Origin of the sequence: Methylobacterium sp. Leaf123, from assembly GCF_001423405.1 — a bacterium.
Lineage (GTDB): Bacteria > Pseudomonadota > Alphaproteobacteria > Rhizobiales > Beijerinckiaceae > Methylobacterium.
Map to the genome: position 1 here is coordinate 88,943 of NZ_LMNS01000023.1, position 22,738 is coordinate 111,680.

Here is a 22,738-nt window from a genome sequence, read left to right on the forward strand (position 1 = left end):
CTTGTCCACGGTCTTCACGGTTGCCCGGCGGTGCCGGGCCGGAGCGGGGCTGCTAGCCTCCACTCCATGTCCAGACCCCAGCGTTCCCAACCCCTCGAACGGCGTGCCCAGGCGGCGGATACGGTGACTTCCTCGCCCCTCGACATCCCCGGCGCCACGCCGATGATGGCGCAGTACATCGAGATCAAGGCGGCCAATCCGGACTGCCTGCTGTTCTACCGGATGGGCGACTTCTACGAGCTGTTCTTCGAGGATGCGGAGATCGCCTCGCGCGCCCTCGGCATCGTCCTGACCAAGCGCGGCAAGCATGGCGGCGCCGACATCCCGATGTGCGGCGTGCCCCTGGAACGGGCCGATGACTACCTGCATCGGCTGATCGCGCTGGGCCACCGCGTCGCCGTCTGCCAGCAGACCGAGGACGCGGCGGAAGCCAAGAAGCGGGGTCCGAAATCGGTGGTGCGGCGCGAGGTGATCCGCCTCGTCACGCCGGGCACGCTGACCGAGGACCGCCTGCTCGATCCGACACGGGCCAACCTGCTGCTCGCCATCGGCCGGCGCAAGGTCTCCGAGACGAGCGAGGCCTACGGCCTCGCCGCGCTGGACATCTCCACCGGCCGCTTCGCCTTGAGCGAGGTGGAGGGCTCGGAACTCGCCGCCGCCATCGCCCGGCACGAGCCGCGGGAAATCGTGCTCTCGGAGGTGATCCACGCCGATCCGGCGCTCGCCAAGCTGTGGCGCGAGGCCAAGGCGGCGGTGGTGCCGCTGGCCCAGGGCGAACTGGAACCGGCCTCGGCCGAGCGGCGCATCCGCGAGCAGTTCGGCGTCAAAACCCTCGACGGGTTCGGGACTTTCAGCCGGGCAGAGATCGCCGCGGCCGGGGCGGCTCTGCTCTATCTCGAGCGCACCCAACTCGGCACCCGCGTGCCGCTCTCCGCGCCGAGCCGCGAGGCGACGGGTGCGACCCTCGCCATCGACGCGGCCACCCGCGCCAACCTCGAACTGACCCGCACCCTCTCGGGCGAGCGCAAGGGCAGCCTGCTCGACGCCATCGACCGCACGGTCTCGGCCGGCGGCGCCCGGCTGCTCGCCGAGCATCTCGCCGGCCCGCTCACCGACCTGACCAAGATCGCCCGGCGGCACGATGCCGTCGCGTTCCTGGCCGATGACGGAGCGCTGCGGGCGCATCTGCGCGACGCGCTGCACGCCGCCCCCGACATCGCCCGCGCGCTGTCGCGCATCGGCCTGAACCGAGCCGGTCCGCGCGATCTCGCCGCCCTGCGCGACGGGCTCAACGCCGCCGCGACGATCGCTGAGCAGCTGCGCGGGCAAGAAAATCTGCCGGACGGGCTCGTCCGCCTCGCCCGGCGCCTCGACAAGGCCGACCGGGCGCTGGCCGAGGAATTGGCCCAGGCGCTCGCCGACGACCTGCCGCTCAACCGCCGCGACGGCAATTTCGTGCGCGCGGGCTACCACGCCGAGATCGACGAGGCCCGGCTGCTCGGCCAGGATTCGCGAAAAGTCATCGCCGCGCTCCAGGCGCGCTACGCCGAGGCGAGCGGCTGCCGGACGCTGCGGATCAAGCACAACAACGTGCTCGGCTATTACATCGAGGTGCCGCAGGCGGTGGGCGAAGCCTGCCTCAAGGGCCTGATGCAGGACTTCGTGCATCGCCAGACCATGGTCGATGCGATGCGCTTCACCAGCGTCGAACTCGGCGAGCTGGAATCGAAGATCGCAGGCGCCTCCGACCGGGTGCTGGCGCTCGAATCTGCGGTGTTCGACGCCCTGAGCGCGCGGGTGAGCGAAGGGGCGGAGGCGATCGCCGATATCGCCGAAGCGCTCTCCGGCCTCGACGTGGCGGCGAGCCACGCCGAACTCGCGGTCGAACTCGCCTGGACCCGGCCGGTCATCGACGACAGCCTCGCCTTCGCGATCGAGGGCGGGCGCCATCCCGTCGTGGAGGCGGCGCTGACCAAGGCGGGCGAGGCCTTCATCGCCAACCAATGCGACCTCTCGGGCGACGAGGCCGGGCGCATCCGCCTCGTCACCGGCCCGAATATGGGCGGTAAATCGACCTTCCTGCGCCAGAACGCGCTGATCGCCGTGCTGGCGCAGATGGGCGCCTTCGTGCCGGCGGCCTCCGCCCGGCTCGGCGTGGTGGACCGGCTGTTCTCCCGCGTCGGCGCGGCCGACGACCTCGCCCGCGGCCATTCGACCTTCATGGTCGAGATGGTCGAGACCGCCGCGATCCTGAATCAGGCGACCCGCCGCTCCCTGGTGGTGCTCGACGAGATCGGGCGGGGCACCGCGACCTTCGACGGCCTCTCCATCGCCTGGGCCTGCCTGGAGCATCTGCACGAGAAGAACGGCTGCCGGGCGCTGTTCGCGACCCACTTCCACGAGCTGACGGCGCTGAGCCAGCGCCTGCCGCGCCTCGACAACGCGACCCTGAAGGTGGCCGAGGATCGCGGCGACGTGGTGTTCCTGCACGAGGTGGTGCCGGGGGTGGCCGAGCGCTCCTACGGCTTGCAGGTCGCCCGCCTCGCCGGCCTGCCGCCGAGCGTGGTGGCGCGGGCCGGCGCGATCTTGAAAGGGCTCGAAACTTCCGAGCGCGAGCGCCCCGCCCGCCGCCGGATCGACGACCTGCCGCTCTTTGCCAGCCTCGCTGCCGCGCCGCCTCCGCCGCCGGAACCGGTGAAATCTGAGCCGGACGACCGGCTCGGCCGATTGATCGACAGCCTCGACCCCGATGCGCTGACCCCGCGCGAGGCCCTCGACGCGCTCTACCGGCTGAAGAAGGAGCGGGCGGTCGGGTAAAAGTGCCGCGATCCGAGGCCGCGGAGCCGTGCGGCTCACGGGGCGGAGACGATCTGCTATAAAGCCGCGCTGATGCCAGCCGGCCCGCTCCGGCTCAACCGGTATCTCCCCTTCGCAGTCGCGAGCTTGCGGAGGGCACCGGGCCGCTCGGAAACAGATCGATGCTTCGTCTTGTCCTCGCCCTCCTCCTGACGCTTGCCGCCCCCGGCCTTGCCGGCGCGCAGGGGGCGATGACGGCGGTGAAGGCCAAGGATCTCGTGCGCGCGCGCCTCGTCGCCGAGAGCGAGGCGCTGGTGCCCGGCCGCACGGTGACGCTCGGCCTGCACATGGCGATGAAGCCGGGCTGGCACGTCTACTGGCGCAATCCCGGCGATTCCGGCCTGCCGCCGGAGATAGCGTGGCGCCTGCCCGAGGGCTTCACGGTCGGCCCGGTGCAATGGCCGGTGCCGGAGCGCATCCCGGTCCAGACCCTGATGAATTTCGGCTACGAGGGCACCGTCACTCTGCTGGTGCCGCTCGCCGTGCCCGAGAGCGCCAAACCCGGCGAGACGGTGCCGCTCGCCGGCACGCTCTCCTACCTCGTCTGCGAGGAAATCTGCATTCCGGGCTCGACGGAGCTGAGCCTCGACCTGCCGGTGGCGGCCGCCGCGGAGCCGGCCTCGGGGCAGGCCGCTCTGTTCGCCCGTGCCCGCGCCGCCCTGCCCGAGGCCGCGCCCGGCCCCGTCCGCACCAGCCGCGAGGGGGATCGGCTGGTGCTGCATCTCGACCGAACGGACCTCGCGGGCGTGACCGGTGCCGCCTTCTTCCCCTATGCCGAGGGCGCCCTCGACAACGCCGCGCCGCAGGATCTCGCCGTCGATGCCACCGGCCTGCGCCTCACCCTGACGCCGGGCGATGCGAAGGCGGCACCCGAAGCACTCGCCGGCGTGCTCGCCCTCACCGAGGACGGCGCGCGCCGAGCCTACGCGCTCGGGCCCGAACCCACCCCCGCACCGACGACCGCGGCCGCCGTTCCGGCCGCGCCCGAGGCGCCGCCCGCACCGGAGGAGGAGAGCCTGACGCTGTGGAGCGCCGCCGGACTGGCGCTCATCGGCGGGCTCCTGCTCAACCTGATGCCCTGCGTCTTCCCCGTCCTCTCGATCAAGGTCTTGAGCCTCGTGCGGCAGGCGGGCGAATCCGCCACCCGCGTGCGGCTGCACGGGCTCGCCTACACGGCGGGCGTACTCGCGAGCTTCCTCGGCCTCGCCGGGCTCCTGATCGCGCTGAAGGCCGGCGGCGCCGGGATCGGCTGGGGCTTCCAGCTCCAATCGCCGGTGGTGGTGGCGCTTCTCGCCTACGGCTTGTTCGCCATGGGCCTGAGCCTGTCGGGCGCGGTGCATCTCGGCGGCGGCATCGTCGGGCTCGGCGACGGCCTGACCCGGCGGGCGGGCTACCAGGGCTCGTTCTTCACCGGCGTGCTGGCGACGCTCGTCGCGACACCCTGCACCGCGCCGTTCATGGGTGCGGCGGTGGGCTTTGCGCTGACGCAGTCGCCGCTCGCCGCGCTCACCGTGTTCGCGAGCCTCGGCCTCGGGCTCGCCCTGCCGTTCCTCGGGCTGACGCTGGTTCCGCAGGCGCTGCGCCTGCTGCCGCGGCCGGGCGCCTGGATGGACGTGCTGAAGGGCGCGCTCGCCTTTCCCGTCTACGCCACGGTGGCGTGGCTGGTCTGGGTGCTGGCGCAGCAGGTCGGGCCCAACGGGCTGCTCGCGGGGCTGACCGGTCTCGTGCTCGTGGCGCTCGCGGCCTGGGCCTGGGAGCGGGCGCGCGGGGCGGGCCGGCTCGGCACCGGCTTCGGCCGGGTGGCGGCGCTCGCGGCGCTCGCGGCGGCTTTCGGCCTCGTCGCCATCCTCGACGGCGACCGCGCCACGGCGCGCACCGCCCTGGCGCAGGGCGAGGAGGCGTTCACGCAGGCCCGCCTCGACGCGCTGAGGAGCGAGGGCCGCACGGTGTTCGTGGATATGACGGCGGCGTGGTGCATCACCTGCCAAGTGAACGAGCGCACGGTGCTGGCCCGCGAGGGCGTGCAGGCGGCGTTCCGGGCGGGCCAAGTCGTGTACCTGAAGGGCGATTGGACCAACCAGAACCCGGAGATCACCCGCCTGCTTGAGCGCCACGGCCGCAGCGGCGTGCCGCTCTACCTCGTCTATCACGGCCAGGGCGCCGCGCAGGTGCTGCCGCAGATCCTCACCGAGGGGATCGTGCTGGCGGCCATCGGGCAGAAGGACGTCGCGGCGGCTCAGTAGGGCTCCCGACCGGTCCCGTTCATTCCCTCTCCCTGCACGCGGGGAGAGGGTCGCGACGACCTTGCCGTCGGCGCGACAAGGCGGCAGCCGGGGGTGAGGGGGCTTGGCCGGAGAAGCCTCATCCTGTGCCACCCCCTCACCCTCGCTGCGGCTTCGCCTCCGCTTCCCGCAGGCACGACGGGGTGCCTGCGAGCCTCTCCCCGCACGCGGGGAGAGGAGAAAACCCACGTCAGCCCGCGAGCTTGGCCGCAATGCCGGCCACGTGGCGGCCCTGGAAGCGGGCGCCGTCGAGTTCGACCTCGGAGGGCTGGCGCGAGCCATCGCCGTCGGCGATCGTGGTGGCGCCGTAGGGGGAATTGCCCTTCACCTGCTCGACGCCGTTCTGGCCGGGAAAGCTGTAGGGCAGGCCCACCACCACCATGCCGTGGTGGAACAGCACCGTGTGGAAGCTCGTCAGCGTGGTCTCCTGGCCACCGTGCTGCGAGGCGGTCGAGGTGAAGGCCGAGCCGACCTTGCCGACCAGCGCGCCCTTGGCCCACAGGCCGCCGGTCTGGTCGATGAACTGCTTCATCTGCGAGGCCATGTTGCCGTAGCGGGTCGGCGTGCCGAAGATGATCGCGTCGTAATCGGCCAGTTCCTCGACGGTGGCGATCGGCGCATCTTGATCGAGCTTGTAGTGGAACTGCTTGGCCACCTCTTCCGGCACCAGTTCCGGCACGCGCTTGAGCGCGACCTCGGCCCCGGCCTCGCGGGCGCCCTCGGCCACCGCCTTGGCCATCTTCTCCACATGGCCCCACGACGAGTAGTAGAGCACCAGAACCTTTGCCATCGTCGTCCATCTCCTGTTCGCGGGCCCGGCGCCTCGCCCCGGAAGGGGCGTCCGCCCTGGGGCGGAGGCGATGCGCTCGAATCGGCCCGAGCGTCGAATGCGCCACTCCTATGAAGGTTCGCGCCGTTTGCAGAAATGCCCTGATATGCAAGACCATCCTTGCAGAACTGCAAGCAACGGATGAGGGGAGGGCGCGGTGCCGGTGGCCTGGGACGAATTCCGCCTCGTGCAGGCCATCGCCGAACGCGGCGCGCTGGCCCCGGCCGCGTCGCATCTCGGCATCAACCCCTCCACCGCCTTCCGCCGGCTCGCGGCGGTCGAGGCGGAACTCGGCGCGCGCCTGTTCGAGCGCCACCGCTCCGGCTACGTGGCGACGCCGGCGGGCGAGGCGATGGCCGCCGCCGCCGCGCGGATGGAGGAGGAGGTCGCCCGCTTCGACCGGGAGGTGGCCGACCGGGCGCATACGCCCTCGGGGCTCCTGCGCGTCACCGCCGCCGCGACCCTGGTCACCGATCTCCTGATGCCGATGCTCGGCCGGTTCCGGGCGCGCTATCCCAAGGTCCAGATCGAACTCGTGACCTCCGAGGAGGCGCTGAATTTGTCCCGCCGCGATGCGGACGTGGCGTTGCGCGCCACCCACGACCCGCCGCCGAATCTCGTCGGGCGCCGGCTCACCACCATTGCCTGGGCGATCTACGGGCTGGCGCGCCAAGAGGGAGACGGCGGCGTGGATAGCGGCGAGGCCGATTGGGTCAGCCCGAGCGAGGCAGTGGCCGGCGGGCTCTTCGCGCGCTTCGTCGCCGCCCGCGCCGGGCCGGAGCGGATCGCGCTACGCCTCAACACGGTACAGGGTCTGTGCGAGGCGATCGTCGAGGGCGTCGGCATCGGGCCGCTGCCCTGCTACCGAGGCGACCGGCTCGCCGCCCTGCGCCGTCTCTCCGGACCGGAGCCGGAGCTGGCCGGTTCGCTCTGGCTCCTGACCCATCCGGACCTGCGCCACGCGGCGCGGGTGCGGGCCTTCATGGACCATGTCGCCGGCGAGGTCGGGCCGCTGCGCCCGGCCCTGGAAGGGCGCCAGGGGGAGGATCCAAGCAGCCGGGCGTCCGCTCGGCGCGAAGCTGTGCCAGGAACGCAGTCCTGAAAAGCCCGCTCCGCGCGGCGCCCGTCGCGTCGCGGAGCCCCGACGCGGTGTCGCGCGAGGGCGCTCAACGCAATTGCGCAACGGCCGGTCCCGCCTGTATAAGAGGCGATCCCCTCATTCATCGCGACATGGGATCCTTCGAGCCTGACCAGGCCGGAGGCCGCGGGGAAGCCATTCCGGCATCCCGCCCGTTTCCCTGCCGCGCACTCTGACCGTCTGGAGCTTTGTCCGATGTCCCAAGGTCCGCTGATGCCCAAGGCGACCGCCGTGTGGCTCGTCGAGAACACCTCGCTCGCCTTCGAGCAGATCGCCGATTTCTGCAAGCTGCACCCGCTCGAGGTGAAGGGCATCGCCGACGGTGAAGTCGCCGCCGGCATCAAGGGCCTCGACCCGATCACCACCGGCCAGCTCACCCGCGACGAGATCGAGAAGGCACAGAAGGCGCCCCATTACCGGCTCAAGGTCGCGGTCTCGAAGGTGAAGCTGCCCGAGGTCAAGCGCACCACCAAGGGCCCGCGCTACACGCCCCTGTCGCGCCGCCAGGATCGGCCGAACGCGATTCTCTGGCTGATCCGTAACCACCCGGAGCTGAAGGACGCGCAGGTCATCCGGCTGGTGGGCACCACCAAGGCGACGATCCAGCAGATCCGCGAGCGGACCCACTGGAACTCGGCCTCGCTCCAGCCGATGGACCCGGTGACGCTCGGCCTGTGCTCGCAGATCGACCTCGACTTCGAGGTGCAGCGCGCCGCCAAGGACCGCCCCGCCGTGCTGCCGACCGATGGCGGCGCTAAGCTGCTGCCGACCGAGGTTTCGACCGCCCCGGCCGCCGCCGAGCGGGAGGAAGAGGAAGAGGATCTCAACGCCGATGCGGTCTTCGCCAAGCTCAAGGGCATGAGCCGCATCGACGAGGACGACGACGAGGCGTAATCGTTTCGCTCGACGGTTAGAGCATCGTCCCGAAAGGTGGTTGCCGGCTTTCGGAAAAGTCGATGCAAAAGCAAGAATCTAGAGCACCGTCCTGGATCAGGTATCCAGGGCGTTGCTCTAGGCGCCTGCGTCACGCGCGCAGGGCCATCCGTGAAAGAAACTTCTCGCCCGCTCGCGCCAGATGCGGAATAATGCCAGCCGGTCGCTCCCACGGAGCGGCGGCAGGCGCGAGGACGTGGCATGATCCACGGTGGCGTGACCGAGAGCGGCTCTCACCCGAGTGGCTCGAACCCTGGCGGCTTGATCGAGGCCGGCGTGACCGCCGACCCTTCGGTCATGGAGGAGCGGCCGCCCGCGGCTCCAACGGCCGAGCCGGTGACGCTCGCCGAATCCCTGATGAGCGAAGCGGGCTGGGGGCCGGAGAATTTCGGCGCCGAGGGGGCGAACCCGCCCTACCTGCGCATCGGCGGCAAGCTGTGGGTGACGCTCACCGAGTTCGAACCCTGCTTCGCCTCGTTTCGCCGCGACCGCGGTCCGTTCCGCTCGAAGGTCGCGATCGCCAGCCACCTCGCCAAGTACGACGCGATCATGGTCGATCCGTTGGCCTTCGAGGAGTGCTTCGGCCCCGGCGAGGGCAATCAGACGGTGTTCCCGTTCGGGGCCTGGCTGGAGATCCGCCGCGTCGGCTTCGGCGGGCTGGAATTGTGGGGCAAGCGCCAGGGCGCCGTGACCCTCCCGCTCGATGCGCTGGCGGTGGCCTCGGCGATCTGGCTGCGGCCAAAAGGTTCGACGTCGCGCTCCGGGCCGACGTGAGATTCTTTTGCGATTGACGTCGATCGGCTCATAAACCGCCGCGCTCCCCCTCTCCCCACAGGCGGGGAGAGGCCTGTCGGCACCTTGTCGTGCGGACAGGAAGCGGAGGCGCAGCCGGAGCGGGGGGGCGGCTCAGGATGAGGCTTCTCCGGCCAAGCCCCCTCACCTTCGGCTGCCGCCTCGCTTCATGCCCCAACGAGGGGGCATGAAGCCCTCTCCCCGCGTGCGGGGAGAGGGGATGCGCAGCAAGCGGGATCGACCGCCTTTATCCCCTCAGGCCGAAGCCAGCGGCTTCGACACGTCCTCTAGGGACTTGCCCTCGGCCGCCGTGCCCCAGATCCAGCCGACGATGGCGGCCACCGCCATCAGGAACGCACCGATGAAGTAGCCGACCAGCACGAGGTCGCGCGAACCCGTCTCCACAAGGGCGCCGAACAGGAGCGGCCCCGAGACGCCGCCGATGCCGGTGCCGATGGCGTAGAAGGCGGCGATCGCCAGTGCCCGGATCTCCAGCGGGAAGGTCTCGGCCACCGTGAGGTAGGCGGAGCTCGCCGCGGCGGAGGCGAAGAAGAACACGCCCATCCAGGCCGCCGTCTGACCCCAGGGGCCGAGCATGTCGGCGCGGAAGACAAGGCCGACCACGACGAGCAGCACCGCCGAGATGCCGTAGGTGAACGCGATCATCGGGCGCCGGCCCACCGTGTCGAACAGCCGGCCGAGCAGCAGCGGACCGAGGAAGGAGCCGAGCGCGAAGGGCAGGAGATACCAGCCGACATCGCCGCCGGGCACGTTGTAGAAGCGCTCGAGCACCAGCGCGTAGGTGAAGAACAGCGCGTTGTAGAAGAAGGCCTGGGCGATCATCAGCGCGAGGCCGACCATGGTCTGGCGCCGGTTCGTGACGAACAGGGCGTTGGCGACCTCCGCGAGCGGGGTGTGGCTGCGGACCTTGAGCTTGAGGCGGCGCGACGGGTCGGGCGGGGGCAGGGTGATGCCGTCATCGGTGAAGCGCTTCTCGATCCCCGTCACCACCCGGTCGGCTTCCGCCGCATAGCCATGGGTGACGAGCCAGCGCGGGCTCTCGGGGATCCAGGTGCGCAGGAGCAGGATGACGAGGCCGATGCCACCACCGACGAAGAAGGCGATGCGCCAGCCATAGGACGGGTCGATCCATTCGGGGCGCAGGAGCGCGATCGACAGGAACGAGCCGAGCGCGGCGCCGATCCAGAACGAGCCGTTGATGACGAGGTCGGTCCAGCCGCGCACGCGGGCCGGGATCAGCTCCTGGATGGTCGAGTTGATCGCGGTGTACTCGCCGCCGATGCCGGCTCCCGTGAGGAAGCGGAACAGGCAGAAGCTCCAGATATTCCACGACAGGCCCGTGGCCGCCGTCGCCATGAGGTAGAGGGCCAGGGTGATGAAGAACAGCTTCTTGCGCCCGATCCGGTCGGTGAGCCAGCCGAAGCCGACGGCGCCGACGACCGCGCCGACGAGGTAGGAACTCGCCGCCAAGCCGACATCGAACTCGGTGAAGGACATCGGCGCCTTGCGCAGGGCCCCGACGAGGGCGCCGGCCAAGGTCACTTCGAGCCCGTCGAGCACCCAGGTGATGCCGAGCGCGACGATGACGAGGGTGTGGAAGCGGCCGAAGGGCAGGCGGTCGAGCCGGGCGGCGATGTCGGTGTCGACGACAGTGCCGGTGGCGACGCGCTCGGGGGCTGCGGCCCCGGCCTGACCTTCCGCACGGCTCGTCATGGACCCTCCGTTTACCCTGACTCGGCAAATCTGTTCGCAAGTCCCACCCGGCGGCGGACCGAGGGCAGGGCATATTGGCGTTCGGAAACGCCTCAGGTTGCGGAATGTCCCCATTCGCCGGGCCACCCGCCATGACTTTTTTCTCGCACCGTTCCGTCAGATCCCTGCTTCCGCCGCTCGCCGCCGGGCTGGCCTCCATGGGGGCCGTGCTCGCGGTCTCCACGCTGGCGAGCGCCGGCGGGGCCGAGCGCTGGGCGCTGCGCCCCAAGGTGCCGCCCGCTCCCGTCGCGTCGGAGCCCGGCCCGATCGAGCCCGCCCCCGTCTTGCGCGGATCCAACGTCTTGCGCGGCTCCAAGGCCATTCCCGTCTCGGAGATGCCCGGCGAGCGGCGCACGGTGCGCATCGTCTACCAGGGCTATCTGCCGGCCGAGGCTCGCTGAGGCGGGTTCAGCGAGCCTCGGCGGCGGACAGCCGCGGGTCGAGCGCCTCGCCGAGGCCGTCGCCGAGCCGGTTCAGGGCGACCAGGGTGACGACGAGGAAGCAAGCCGGCGCCGCGAGCATCCACGGCGCGGATTCCAGCGCGCGGGCGCCTTCCGCGATCAGCACGCCCCAGGAGGTGTCGGGCTCCTGCACGCCGAGGCCGAGGAACGACAGGAAGCTCTCCAGTAGGATCACCCGCGGCACCAGCAGGGTCGCCGCTGCGATGATCGATCCGAGCGTATTCGGCACGATGTGGCGGACGAGAATCCTACCCGTACCCGCCCCGAGCGCCGAGGCCGCGCGGATGAAGTCGCGGTCCTTCAGGCTCAGCGTCTGCGTGCGGACGATGCGGGCCATGTCGAGCCACTCGACCGCGGCCACCGCCACCAGCACCAGCCACAGGCCGGCGCGGAAGAACACCAGCAGCATGATGACGAAGAACACGAAGGGCAGGGCGTAGAGGATGTCGAGCAGGCGCATCATCAGCGCATCGACCGTGCCCCCGGCCATGCCGGAGACCGCGCCGTAGGCGACGCCGATCAGCAGGGCGGCGAGCGCCGCGGTGAGCCCGATCAGCAGGGAGACCTGCCCCGCCGCGAGGCAGCGGGTGAGGAGGTCGCGCCCCAGCGCATCGGTGCCGAGGAGGAAATGCAGCGTTCGGATCGGCGCCTCGACCACGAGCCGGCGCCCATCCGCGGACCGCTCCCGCACCTGAGCCTCGCCGAACAGGCCGGAGCGGGGCAGCAGGCGCAAGGAGCGCGCGTCGATGGGTTTGGGCGCCGTCAGCGTCATCCGCACCCGGTCGCCGTCCTGCGTCACGTCTTCCAGCGTCAGCCGCATGCGGAAGGCGAGGCGCGTGAGGGCGGGGCGCACCGCGTCGGGCCGCGGATGGGCGGCGAGGCTCGGGGCGACCCGGACGAAATCCGGATAGATCCGCTCGGGCGGGTGCCCGGTGAGTTGGGGGCCGACGAGGCAGGCCAGCGCGATCAGCACGAGGCTCGCCAGGGCGGCAAGCGCGGGGCGGTCGCGGACGAGGCGGCGAACGAGCGCCGGGCTCATGCCGACAGCCTCACGCGCGGGTCGAGGGTGGCGGCGATGAGGTCGGCGATCAGGTTGAAGACGATCACCATCACCGCGACCAGGATCACCGTGCCCATCACCAGGGTGTAATCGCGGTTGAGCGCCCCTTCGACGAAGTAGCGGCCGATGCCGGGCAGGCCGAAGATGGTCTCGACCACCACCGAGCCGGTCATCAGCCCCGCCGCCAGCGGCCCGAGGGTCGCGACCACGGGGAGCAGCGCCCCGCGCAACGCGTGCCGGGCGATGCGGGCGCGCGACAACCCCATGGCGCGCTGCGTGCGGATATGCGGCTGGATCAGCACCTCGCCGAGCGAAGCGCGGGTGAGCCGGGCGATGCCGGCCGCGTGGGGCAAAGCGAGGGTGAGCACCGGCAGGACGAGGTTTTGCGGCGCGCCGTCCGCCCAGCCGCCGACCGGGAGCCAAGCCAGCCCAAGGCCGAACACGATCTGGAGCAGGGGGGCGGTGACGAAGTTCGGCACCGCGAGCCCGAGCGAGGCGGCGAGCCCCACCAGCCGATCCGCGGCCCCACCGCGATCGAACGCGGCGACACTGCCCAGCCCCAAGCCGAGGCCCAGCGCGAGGACGAGGGCGAGGCCACCGAGCGTCACCGAGACCGGAAGCCCCCGCGCGAACAGGTCGGTGACGGTGAGATCGCGGAAGGTGAAGGAGGGGCCGAGATCGCCCCGCAGGAGGCTCAAGAGATAGCGCCCGAACTGCACGATCAGCGGCTGGTCGAGGCCGTAGACCCGGCGCAGATTCTCCATCGCCGCCGGCGGCAGCGGCCGCTCCAGATCGAACGGCCCGCCGGGCGCCAGCCGGATCAGGAAGAAGCTGCCCGCCACCACGAGGAACAGGGTCGGCAGACTCTGGGCGATCCGGCGCAGGATCAGCGGGATCATATCAGCGAGATCATGGATCGAGCCGGAGATAGCGGGTGGGGGCGACGTTGCGGATGTTCGGGTGCATCCCGTGCAGCCGCGGCGAGACGAGCGCCTTCGAGCGGTAATGCAGCAGCGGCACCCAGGGCAGTTCGTCGAGCACGATGGTTTCGGCGTCGAACAGCATCCGCGCGCGGGCCTGCACGTCGCGCTCCTGCGCCGCCCGCGTCAGGAGATCGTCGAACGCTGCATTCGACCAGCGCCCGGGATTGAACCCGTCATTGCCGGTGCGGAGCAAAAACAAGAAGTTCTGCGGGTCGGAATAGTCGGCGACCCAGGACATCCGGGCGAGGTCGAAGGGGCCGCCGTCGCGCAGATAGGCGAAGTGGGTCTTGGCGTCGGTGGAGACGAAGCGGGTCACGACGCCGATGCCGCGCCACGCATCGGCGAGCGCGATCGCCGTGTTGCGGTTGTTGTCGGTGACGTTGAAGCGGTACTCGACCGTCAGCGGGTTGCCCGGCCCGTAGCCGGCCTGCGCCAGCAGCCGCAACGCCTCCTCCTCGCGGTCGATCGGCCCGTCCTCGCGCCCCGGCAGGAGCGGGGGCGGCAGGGCGTGGTCGAGGCCTGGCGGGCAGAAGGAATAGGCCGGGGCCATGGTCTGCCCCCACACGATCTCGGCCAGAAACTCCCGGTCGATGGCAATCGAGAGGGCGCGGCGCACCCGCGCATCGTCGAAGGGCTTCTTTCGCAGGTTGAAGGCGATGGCGAGCAGCCCGAGCCCCGGCCCGAGCTGCACCTGCGCGCCGAAGCGGCTTTTGAGCGAGGCGATCTGGTCGGCGGGCAGGTCGGAGAGGGAATCGATCTCGCCGGCCGCATAGCGCCGCACTGCCGCGGCGAGGTCGGGAGTTGGGATGACGTCCACCCGCTCGATCGGGATCACGGCGGCGTCGGGGTAGTGCGGGTTCTTGGTCAGGGTGATGCGGTCGTTCGGCACCCAATCGACCAGGGCATAGGGGCCGTTCGAGACGAGGTTGCCGGGCCGCGCGAAGGCGTCGCCCCAGCGCTCCAGCGACGGGCGGTGGACCGGCAGCGAGGTCTGGTGCGTCAGGAGTTCGAGGAGGTAGGGCACCGGCTCGGCGAGCGCGATCTCCAGCGTGCGGGGATCGGGGGCCGTCACCCCCAGCGTCTCCGGCGGCTGCTCGCCCGCATTGACGGCGGCCGCCCCCCGGATCGGGAACAGCACCTCGGCATATTTCGCCGCCGTCTTCGGATCGAGGATACGGCGCAGCGAGAACAGGAAATCCTCCGCCGTCACCGCATCGCCGTTCGACCAGCGACCGTCGGGCCGCAGGGTGAAGCGGTAGGTGAGGCGGTCGTCGGAGACGGTCCAACGCTCGGCCATGCCGGGGATGATGGTGCCGCGGTTGTCGTAGGTCAGCAGCCCCTCGAACAAGTCGCGCAGGATATGCGCTTCGGCCACCGTCGAAGTCTTGTGCGGGTCGAGTGTTTCCGGGTCGGCGTCGTTGCCGCGGCGATAGACGGGGGAGGCCGCCCGCGCGGGAGCGGGGAGGGCGAGCCCGGCAGCAAGCGCCGCGCCGCTTCGAAGGAGAGTGCGCCGGGGGAGGCTCATGGGCTCACCTGACCCTCCAGCAATGGCACGGCGCCGAGCGGCTGATGGACAGGCGGCGCCCGACGCATCCCCTCGCCCCGCACGCGGGGAGAGGGCTTCGGCGACCCCGTCGTCGCCGAAGCGAGGCGGCAGCCGAAGGTGAGGGGGCGGTGCCGGAAGATTCTCATCCGGAGATACCCCCTCACCCTCGCTCCGGCTGCGCCTCCGCTTCCCGCAGGCACGACAAGGTGCCCGCAGGCCTCTCCCCGCCCAGCGGGGAGAGGGGACACGCGGCGCGTACCTCCGAACACGGTGGTCAGGCCGTCAGGCCCCCGTCTCGCCCTTCAGCCCCGCCGCCTCGATGCCGGCGAGCGCGCAGATCTCGTCATTGTCGGAGGTGTCGCCCGAAACGCCGACCGCGCCGAGCAGGCGGCCGTCGGCATCGCGGATCAGCAAGCCGCCGGGCACCGGCACCAGGGCGTCGGGGCCGACGAGGTGGCTCACCGCGGCCACGAAATGCGGCTGCTCCTCGGCCCGCTTGGCGATGGCTCGTGAGCCGAGGCCGAGCGCCAGCGCGCCGTTGGCCTTGCCGCGGGCCACTTCCGCCCGGCGCAGCGAGGTGCCGTCCTCGGCGGCCAGGCATTTGAGGGCGCCGCGGGCGTCGTAGACCACCACCGCGAGCGGCTTCAGCCCCCGCTCGCGGGCGGTCTTCAGGGCGGTGGCCACGAGGGTCTGGGCGGCGGCGAGCGTCAGGTCGGTCATCCGGTTGTCCTCGAAGGATCGCGTCCCCAAGGACATGCACCGGCGGGGCCGGTTTCGCCAAGCACGCGCTTTCAGGCGACCGTCACCTCGGTCCGCACGGAGTTGGCGATGAAGCAGGTCTCGTGTGCCTCATGGTGGAGCGCGGCGAGCCGCTCCGCATCGGGCGCCGCACCGGCCCACTCGATCCGCGGGTGCAGCACCACCCGTGTCACCGCCTGCCGGCCGGGGGCGATCTCCGCCATCGTGCCTTCTGCCTGGTCGCGGTAGGCCTGCGCGACGAAGCCGGCGAGCCGGGCGACGTGGAGGAAGCTCAGCATGTGGCAGGTCGAGAGCGCCGCCACCAGCATCTCCTCGGGATCGACCGCCGCCTCCACCGCCCATTTGCCGACGATGTGCGGCGAGGCCGAGCCCGCCAGTTCCACCCCGCCATCGAAGCGCACGGTGTGGCCGCGGCTGTAGCGCCCGGCGGAAAAGTCCTCGCCCGCGGCCAGCGCCCAGCGGACATCCGCGGTGTAGGTCGCCATCCTCGCCTCCCGATCCGTCGGCACCAGCCTATCCGGCGCGGGCGCCCGCGGCCAAGCCGGCGGCGCGTCGCCGCGGCTGTGCACCCTGGCCCGGTTGGGCGTCCGGTCTAGTATCCGCTTCCACAATCGAGAGCAGGAACCCTGACGCCATGGCCGACACATCGGAGCGCCCCTACGTCCTGTGCCACATGACCACCTCGGTCGATGGGCGCATCAAGGTCCGGCGCTGGACCACGATCGACGCGGATTCGCACTACGAGGAGGTCCACAAGCAGCTGCAGGGCGACGCCTGGATGTGCGGGCGCATCACCATGCAGGGCTATGCCGACAGCGCCAAGCCGCTCGCCTCCGTTCCGCCCGAGGAGCCCGTCTCCCGCGAGGATCACGTCGCTCGCACCGATGCGTCCGGCTACGCGGTAGCGCTCGATGCCCGCGGCGCGATGGATTGGGGGGCGCGCAACGACATCGAGGGCGATCACGTCATCGTGCTGACGACGGGGCAAGCCTCGGACGACCGCCTGCGCCGCCTGAAGGCCGGCGGCCAGTCCTACATCCTGGCCGGTGAACGCGAGGTCGATTTCGCCCTGGCGCTGGCCAAGCTCAAGCGCCTGTTCGGCATCGAGCGGCTGCTGGTCGAGGGCGGCGGGCGCATCAACGGCTCGATGCTGAAGGCCGGGCTCGTGGACGAACTCAGCCTGCTGCTCGCGCCCACCGTCGATGGCGTGCTCGGCACGCCGGCCCTGTTCGATTTCGAGGGCGGGGAGGGTGATTCCATGGGCTCGCGCCGCCGCCTCACCCGCACCGCCTGCGAGCCGTTCGACGACGGCACCGTCTGGCTGCGCTACCGAATCGAAGCGGCCGGCTGATACGGTTTCCGTTTGGTCAAAGCGGAGACCGTATCGCTCAGCCCGCGCGGCGCTTGAGCGGAGACCGAATCCGCCATCCCGAAGGGATCAACCGGATTTGGTATGATCCCGCGGCGGGTGGGCGGCGAGGAAGGCGTCGTAGGCGTTCGTCACCGCCGGCCGGTTCTCGAAATGCGGGAAGGCGCCGGTCGGCAGCCGCAGGATCGTCCAGTTCGGGCGGCCCGCCACCTCGCCGACATAGCGGTAATCGACGAAGTCGCCCCGTGCCCCGTGCACCATGAAAATCGGGAGCGTCAGCGTCTCGTAGACCCGCGTCGTGTCGTCGGGGAACAGGTAGCCCGAAAGGAACGAGAACGGCGCGTGCTCGGCCCCCTTCTGGTGGGCCGAGAGCTGGTCATAGGCGAGCAGTCCCTCGTCGATGTCGCGGCTGCCCCAGGTCTTTTCGAGGAAGAAGCGCATGCTCGGCCGGCTCACCAGCGCGTCGAAGAGCGGGCGGCCCCAGAGCGGGAAGGCGGCGAGCCCGCGCGCCAGCGGCTTGCCGCGGTTGGTGTCCGCCGGCCCGCGCCCGGAGAGGCGGGTGTCGAAGCCGGTCGGGCTGATGAGGCCGAGCGTCGAAAACAGCTCCGGCCGCTCCAAGGCGGCGCGGGCGAGATAGGCGCAAGGCAATGAGAGCGCCATCGCGTCGAGCGCCCCACCGCCGTGGCGGCCGGCGATCTCGGACGCGGCGTCGAGGATCGCGTCGGTCATCAGCCGGGGCGTGTAGATCCGGTCCGCCCGCTCGGAATGGCCGAAGCCCGGCAGTTCCAGGGCGTAGACCGGGCGGTGACCCCGGTAATGCTCGTAGAGCGGCTTGACCTCATAGGCGTTGGCGGCCGCGTTGACCGAGTGGATCAAGAGCAGCGGCCGCCCGCCCTGGGCATCCGAGACGTAGAGGTTCACCCGGCCGGCCCGCGTGCGCAGGGTGCCCCGCCGCCCCGGCAGGGCCGGGGGCAGGGGGCCGGCCCGGTTCAGCCCGAGATGGCTCCAGGCGATCCACGCGCCGGCCGCCGCGAGCGGCAGCAGCGCGAGGGCGCCGGCCTTGCCGCTCTTGCGTGTTCCGGGATGGCTCGTGCCGCGCATGGTTCCTCCGCTTCCGCCTCGCGCCAGACAACGCGGGGCGGGGGCCGGCGTTGCCGAGCGCCTGCCACCCACGGTTCACGCCCTGCCGACTTCCCGTTAAGCCTGCCGGGGAGCGAAGGGGGAAAAGGACCGGATGCCGGATCGCAAGCCCGAGAGCCGCGTCCACGCGGTCGCCGCACTGCTGACGGGTCTCGGGATGTCGGCGCTGCCGACCACGGGGATGTCGATCCTGATGCCGTGGGTGATGCAGCAGGGGGCGTTCCCGGTCACCACGGCCGCGCTGATTCAGGCGGCCCATACCTACGGCCTGATCCTGGGCGCGCTGCCGATGGCGGCGCTCGCCGCGCGTCTCGGGCCGCGCCGCGGCTTCCTCGCCGCCGTTCTCGCCCTTACCGGGCTCGTCCCCGCCGCCGCCCTGCCGCTCGATCTCGTGCCGCTGCTCGGCCTACGTCTGGCGCAAGGGTTCGCCTCCGCGCTGCTTCTCTGCGCAGGCTGGAGCCTGCTGCGCCGCCTCTTCGGCGAGGCGCGCCTCGGGCTCGGCCTCGGCGTGGCGGAACTCGCCGCCCTGCCGGCCCTGCTGCTGGTTCAGATGTCGGCCGGGTTCGCGCTGTCTCTCCTGGGAAGCCTCGGCATCCTCGTCCCCACCCTTCTCCTGGCGGGGCCGAGCCTGATCCTCGGGCTCCTCGCCCTGCCGAAGGAAGATGCGCCGGGGCTGCGCTTCGATGGGCTCGGCGCGCTCCTCTCGGTGCTCTGCCTCGGGCTGCTCCTCACCGCCGTGCCGCTGGCGGTGATCCGACCGGTGGCAGCCTTGCTCGTGCTCAATCTCGGCCTGATTCTGTCGGCGCTCTGGATCTGGCAGCAATGGCGGCGGCCGGCGCCGCTGCTGCCGCTCGACCTTCTCGCGCGGCCGGCCCTCGCGTGGCCGCTCGCGGCGGCGTTTGCGGGCACCATCGCCCTCACCGCCGCGAACACGGCCCTGCTCTCCCATCTCACCGCGCGCGACGGCTTATCGCCGTCCGGGATGGGCGCCGCGTTCCTGGGGCTCGCCGTCCTCACCGCCGGGGCGGGCTTCTACGCCGGCCGGTCCGGCGCGCCGCGTCTTGCCCGGATCGGGATGGGGCTCGCGGCTTCTGGCCTTGCCGCCCTCGCCGTGTCGGCGTCGGACGGTGGGACGGCGCATGCATGGCCGCTCCTGACTGCCGGCCTTCTCGCCTTCGGTCTCGGCCGCGGCCTGTTCACCGTCGCCAATGTCCTGGCGCTGCTGCGGGCTGCGCCGCCCGAGCGCAATGCCGCGGCGACCGGGCTGTTCGTCCTAGCGGGCGGGCTCGGGACGCTGCTCGGCCCGCTCTTTCTCATGCAGCTCCCGGCGCTGGTCCTTCCGGGCAGCGCGCTCTCGTCCGGGCTCTGGCTGGGGCTCGCGGCGGGGGCCGCGCTGGTCGCGGCTTGCCTCAGCCGGTCGGGGGCGGAGACCGGCGCGCGCCTGTCGCAGGAACCGGCCTAACCCTTCGGCGACCGGCGCGCCTTGGCCTCAGGCCGCCGCCTCGATCTCGCCGCTGACCTCCAGCCATTCCTCCTCGGCCTTGGCCAGGGCCTCGGCCGCCTCGGCGCGCATACGGGCGATATCGCCGGCCTTGGCCGCGTCTTTGAGGAAGGCGGTGCCGTCGGCGAGCGCCGCATCGATCTTCTCGATCGCGCCCGAGAGCTTGGCCATGCGCGCCTCGATGCCGTCGAGGCGCTTGCGCAGGGGCGCCAGAGCCGCGCGGCGCTCCACCGCCGAGCGGCGCGCCTCGGCCTTCTGCCCGCCGGTGCCCTCGCTGGACGTGTCGACCCGCTCCGGGCCGGCGAGAACGAGGCGGCGGTAATCGTCCATGTCGCCGTCGAAGGACTTCACCGAGCCGTCGCCGACGATCCAGAGCCGGTCGGCGCAGGCCTCGATCAGGAAGCGGTCGTGGCTGACGAGGATCACCGCCCCCTCGTAATCGTTGATCGCCTCGACCAGGGCCTGCCGGCTCTCGATGTCGAGGTGGTTGGTCGGCTCGTCGAGGATCAGCAGGTGCGGCCCGTCGAAGGCGGCCAGCCCCATCAGCAGCCGCGCTTTCTCGCCGCCGGAGAGCTTCTCCACCGGCGTGTCGGCCTTCGAGGCGGGGAAGCCGAGGCGAGCGGCGGCCGAGCGCACCTTGGCCTCCGGCGCGTCGGGCATCCGGTCGCGCACATGCGCCACCGCGCTCTCGGCCGGGCGCAGCTCGTCGAGCTGGTGCTGGGCGAAATAGGCGACCTCCATCTTCGAGGAGCGCCGCATCTCGCCCGCGAGCGGGGGCAGGCGCCCGCCGATCAGCTTGCAGAAGGTCGATTTGCCGTTGCCGTTGGCGCCGAGCAGCGCCACCCGGTCGTCAGGGGCGAGCGAGAGGTTGAGGCCCGAGAGCACGACGCGCTCGCCGTAACCGGCATTCACCCGCTCCATCGCCACGATCGGCGGCGAGAGCGGCTTTTCCGGGCTCGGCAGGTGGATCACCGGCACCTCGTCTTCCAAGAGCGCGGCGATCGGCTCCATCTTGGCGAGCCGCTTCATCCGCGACTGGGCTTGGCGCGCCTTGGTCGCCTTGGCCTTGAACCGGTCGATGAAGCTTTGCAGATGCGCCCGCTCGACCTCCTGCTTGGCCTTCGCCTTCGCTTGGAGAACGCGCTTCTCGGAGAGCTGGCGGGCAAAGCTGGTATAGCCGCCGCGGTAGATCGTGAGCTTGCCGCGATCGAGATGCAGGATGTGATCGACGCTCGTGTCGAGCAATTCCCGGTCGTGGCTGATGATGATGGCCGTGCGCGGATACTTTTCGAGGTAATCGTAGAGCCAGAGCGTGCCCTCGATATCGAGGTAGTTGGTCGGCTCGTCGAGCAACAGCAGGTCGGGCTCGGAGAACAGCACGGCGGCGAGCGCCACCCGCATCCGCCAGCCGCCGGAGAAGTCCGCGCAGGGGCGGCCCTGCGCCGCCGCGTCGAAGCCCAGACCATGCAGGATCGCCGCGGCGCGGGCCGGGGCGGAGTGCGCGCCGATATCGACGAGCCGCGTCTCGATCTCGGCCCGGCGCAACCCGTCGGCGTCTTCCGCCTCCTGCATCAGCCGGGCGCGCTCGGTGTCGGCGGCGAGGACGACCTCATGCAGGGTCTCGGGACCGGCGGGCGCTTCCTGCGCCACCGCGCCGATGCGCATGCCCTTGGGCAGCGAGACCGCGCCGGCATCGGTCGGCAATTCGCCGAGGATCGCCCGGAACAGCGTGGTCTTGCCCGCCCCGTTGCGGCCGACGAGGCCGACCCGCGCCCGGTCGGGAATCGCGAAGGTCGCCGAATCGAGGATGACCCGCTCGCCGATGCGGTAGGTGAGATCGTTGACGCGCAGCATGAGCGGCGTTCTGGGGGCGGGCGCCGGGAAGCGCAAGAGTTGGGAGGCACAAGAGCCGCGGTCCCGCCCACGCCGTCAGCGGAGCCAGCGCGAACGTTTTGCCAGCTTGAGCGTTCGGCTCGGACGAACAACAGCAAAAAATGACGCGGAGGAACCATGGCCAAACCAGAGTTCAAGGCGCCGCGCCCGCCGGAGCTGCTCTCGCCCTGGCGCACGGACAGGCGCGCCGCGCTCCAACAAGAGGCTCGCGCCTTCGCCCACGACGTCATCCTGCCGCTGGCCGACGAGCTCGACCCGCAGAAGGGCGAGATGCCCCGCTCGCTCATCGACGCGATGGCGCAGAAGGGCTGGTTCGGCATCACCATCCCCGCCGAGTATGGCGGGATGGGGCTGGGCGTGTTCGAGTACTGCCTGATCTCGGAAGAACTCGCCCGCGCGTGGCTCTCCACCGGCTCGATCCTGGCCCGCGGCCAGGGTCTCGGCACCCAGACGCTCGACGACGAAAGCCGCCGGGCGCTGCTCGCCAAATCCGCCAAGGGGCAATGGATCGGCTCGATCGCGCTCTCCGAGCCCACCGCCGGTTCGGATCTCGCCGGGGTGCAGACCCGCGCCGTGCGCGAGGGCGACGAATGGGTGCTCACCGGCACCAAGCGCTGGGCCGGCTTCGCGCAAGGCGCCGACTTCATCGAGGTTCTGGCCCGCGTGCGCGACCCCGAGCCCGGTGAACCGCGCTCGGCCGGCTTGGAGCCCTTCCTCGTCGTCAAGGAGCCCGGCACCTTCCCCGACGGCATGACCGGCACCGTGATCGACAAGATCGGCTATCACGGCTTCCTCACCTTCGAGCTCACCCTCGACGGGGTGCGGGTGCCCGAGCGCGACCGGCTCACCGGCCTCTACGGCGACGAGGGGGCGGATGCGGATTCCGGCGGCTTCGCCTCGGTGCAGCGCGGCCTCAACATCGCCCGCGTCCACACCGCCGCCCGCGCGGTCGGCGTGGCCCGTGCCGCGGTGGAGGATTGCACCGCCTACCTTCAGGAGCGCGAGCAGTTCGGCCAGCCGATCGGACAGTTCCAGGCCCTGCGCTTCGCGCTGGCCGACATGGCGGCGGAAGTGGCGCAAGCCCGCGCCTACTGGCAACAGGTCGCCCACCTCCTCGACGAGGGCCTGCCCGCCGAGAGCGAATCGGCCCAGGTGAAGCTGCTGGCCACCGAGATGGCGGTGCGGGTGACGAACCAAGCGATGCAGCTCCACGGCGGCAACGGCTACACCACCGAACGACGGATCGAGCGCTACTGGCGCGATGCCCGCCTCACCACGATTTTTGAGGGCACCAGCGAGATCCAGCGCCGCATCATCAGCGACCGGATGCTGCCGCGGGGGTAAACTCCCACTTCCCATCCACCGCCTCACCCTGAGGTGCGGAGCGCAGCGAAGCCTCGAAGGGTCCTCCCGTGGTCGCCGC

At 71.2% G+C, this 22,738-nt stretch carries 18 protein-coding genes; 9 read left to right on the forward strand and 9 right to left on the reverse strand.

Translation table 11 applies throughout. The features are described from left to right. The first annotated feature begins 66 nt into the window (after window positions 1-66). Both mutS and ASF53_RS14190 read left to right on the forward strand, forming a co-directional pair. A complete protein-coding gene (mutS, locus tag ASF53_RS14185) occupies window positions 67-2,817 on the forward strand; it encodes a DNA mismatch repair protein MutS (protein ID WP_056199370.1) in 2,751 nt (916 codons plus the stop codon). A 161-nt stretch (window positions 2,818-2,978) separates the two neighbouring features. Then, window positions 2,979-5,099, forward strand: a complete 2,121-nt coding sequence (locus ASF53_RS14190) for a protein-disulfide reductase DsbD family protein (RefSeq protein ID WP_056199373.1) — start codon at window positions 2,979-2,981, stop codon at window positions 5,097-5,099. Between the two features lie 229 nt (window positions 5,100-5,328). On the opposite strand, the gene wrbA is transcribed toward ASF53_RS14190, so the two are convergent. Continuing rightward, a complete protein-coding gene (gene wrbA, locus ASF53_RS14195; RefSeq protein ID WP_056199377.1) occupies window positions 5,329-5,928 on the reverse strand; it encodes an NAD(P)H:quinone oxidoreductase in 600 nt (199 codons plus the stop codon). A gap of 196 nt (window positions 5,929-6,124) precedes the next feature. Between wrbA and ASF53_RS14200 the strand changes: the two genes are divergently transcribed. From ASF53_RS14200 to ASF53_RS14210, 3 genes are all read left to right on the forward strand, one after another. Then, a complete protein-coding gene (locus tag ASF53_RS14200; protein WP_200943241.1) occupies window positions 6,125-7,069 on the forward strand; it encodes a LysR family transcriptional regulator in 945 nt (314 codons plus the stop codon). A 231-nt stretch (window positions 7,070-7,300) separates the two neighbouring features. Next, window positions 7,301-7,999, forward strand: a complete 699-nt coding sequence (locus tag ASF53_RS14205) for a DUF1013 domain-containing protein (RefSeq protein ID WP_012255389.1) — start codon at window positions 7,301-7,303, stop codon at window positions 7,997-7,999. Window positions 8,000-8,239: 240 nt separating this feature from the next. Continuing rightward, entirely contained in the window at window positions 8,240-8,812 is a 573-nt protein-coding gene (locus ASF53_RS14210) for a hypothetical protein (RefSeq protein WP_056199380.1), read from the forward strand. A gap of 273 nt (window positions 8,813-9,085) precedes the next feature. On the opposite strand, the gene ASF53_RS14215 is transcribed toward ASF53_RS14210, so the two are convergent. Continuing rightward, window positions 9,086-10,564 (reverse strand): MFS transporter, encoded by a 1,479-nt coding sequence (locus ASF53_RS14215; RefSeq protein WP_056199383.1) that lies wholly within the window; start codon window positions 10,562-10,564, stop codon window positions 9,086-9,088. Window positions 10,565-10,695: 131 nt separating this feature from the next. Here ASF53_RS14215 and ASF53_RS14220 point away from each other — a divergent pair, with 131 nt between their 5' ends. Beyond that, entirely contained in the window at window positions 10,696-11,004 is a 309-nt protein-coding gene (locus ASF53_RS14220) for a hypothetical protein (protein ID WP_286134445.1), read from the forward strand. Window positions 11,005-11,011: 7 nt separating this feature from the next. Here ASF53_RS14220 and ASF53_RS14225 read toward each other — a convergent pair whose 3' ends face one another. The 5 genes from ASF53_RS14225 to ASF53_RS14245 form a co-directional block, all read right to left on the reverse strand. After that, window positions 11,012-12,103: an ABC transporter permease gene (locus ASF53_RS14225; protein WP_056199390.1), complete on the reverse strand. Its 1,092-nt coding sequence runs from the start codon at window positions 12,101-12,103 to the stop codon at window positions 11,012-11,014. After that, entirely contained in the window at window positions 12,100-13,023 is a 924-nt protein-coding gene (locus ASF53_RS14230; RefSeq protein WP_056199394.1) for an ABC transporter permease, read from the reverse strand. Before ASF53_RS14230 ends, ASF53_RS14225 begins: the two co-directional genes overlap by 4 nt. A 10-nt stretch (window positions 13,024-13,033) precedes the next feature. Continuing rightward, on the reverse strand, window positions 13,034-14,632 hold the full coding sequence (locus ASF53_RS14235) for a peptide ABC transporter substrate-binding protein (protein ID WP_056199398.1): 1,599 nt from the start codon (window positions 14,630-14,632) through the stop codon (window positions 13,034-13,036). Window positions 14,633-14,935: 303 nt separating this feature from the next. Then, complete coding sequence (locus ASF53_RS14240; RefSeq protein WP_056200160.1) at window positions 14,936-15,373, reverse strand: GlcG/HbpS family heme-binding protein; 438 nt, start codon at window positions 15,371-15,373, stop codon at window positions 14,936-14,938. 71 nt (window positions 15,374-15,444) lie between these two features. Then, window positions 15,445-15,897, reverse strand: a complete 453-nt coding sequence (locus tag ASF53_RS14245) for an OsmC family protein (protein WP_056199401.1) — start codon at window positions 15,895-15,897, stop codon at window positions 15,445-15,447. A gap of 149 nt (window positions 15,898-16,046) precedes the next feature. Here ASF53_RS14245 and ASF53_RS14250 point away from each other — a divergent pair, with 149 nt between their 5' ends. Further along, window positions 16,047-16,763 carry a dihydrofolate reductase family protein gene (locus ASF53_RS14250; RefSeq protein ID WP_056199404.1) on the forward strand — a complete coding sequence of 239 codons (717 nt, stop codon included), beginning with the start codon at window positions 16,047-16,049 and terminating at the stop codon, window positions 16,761-16,763. 87 nt (window positions 16,764-16,850) lie between these two features. On the opposite strand, the gene ASF53_RS14255 is transcribed toward ASF53_RS14250, so the two are convergent. Then, the gene (locus ASF53_RS14255; protein ID WP_056199407.1) at window positions 16,851-17,882 is read right to left on the reverse strand and encodes an alpha/beta fold hydrolase; all 1,032 of its coding nucleotides are present in this window, start codon (window positions 17,880-17,882) and stop codon (window positions 16,851-16,853) included. Window positions 17,883-18,015: 133 nt separating this feature from the next. Here ASF53_RS14255 and ASF53_RS14260 point away from each other — a divergent pair, with 133 nt between their 5' ends. Beyond that, window positions 18,016-19,383 (forward strand): MFS transporter, encoded by a 1,368-nt coding sequence (locus tag ASF53_RS14260; protein ID WP_056199411.1) that lies wholly within the window; start codon window positions 18,016-18,018, stop codon window positions 19,381-19,383. A 27-nt stretch (window positions 19,384-19,410) separates the two neighbouring features. On the opposite strand, the gene ASF53_RS14265 is transcribed toward ASF53_RS14260, so the two are convergent. Then, complete coding sequence (locus ASF53_RS14265) at window positions 19,411-21,276, reverse strand: ABC-F family ATP-binding cassette domain-containing protein (protein ID WP_056199414.1); 1,866 nt, start codon at window positions 21,274-21,276, stop codon at window positions 19,411-19,413. Window positions 21,277-21,432: 156 nt separating this feature from the next. On the opposite strand from ASF53_RS14265, the gene ASF53_RS14270 reads away from it, so the two are divergent. Next, window positions 21,433-22,659, forward strand: a complete 1,227-nt coding sequence (locus ASF53_RS14270) for an acyl-CoA dehydrogenase family protein (RefSeq protein ID WP_056199417.1) — start codon at window positions 21,433-21,435, stop codon at window positions 22,657-22,659. Window positions 22,660-22,738 lie beyond the last annotated feature (79 nt).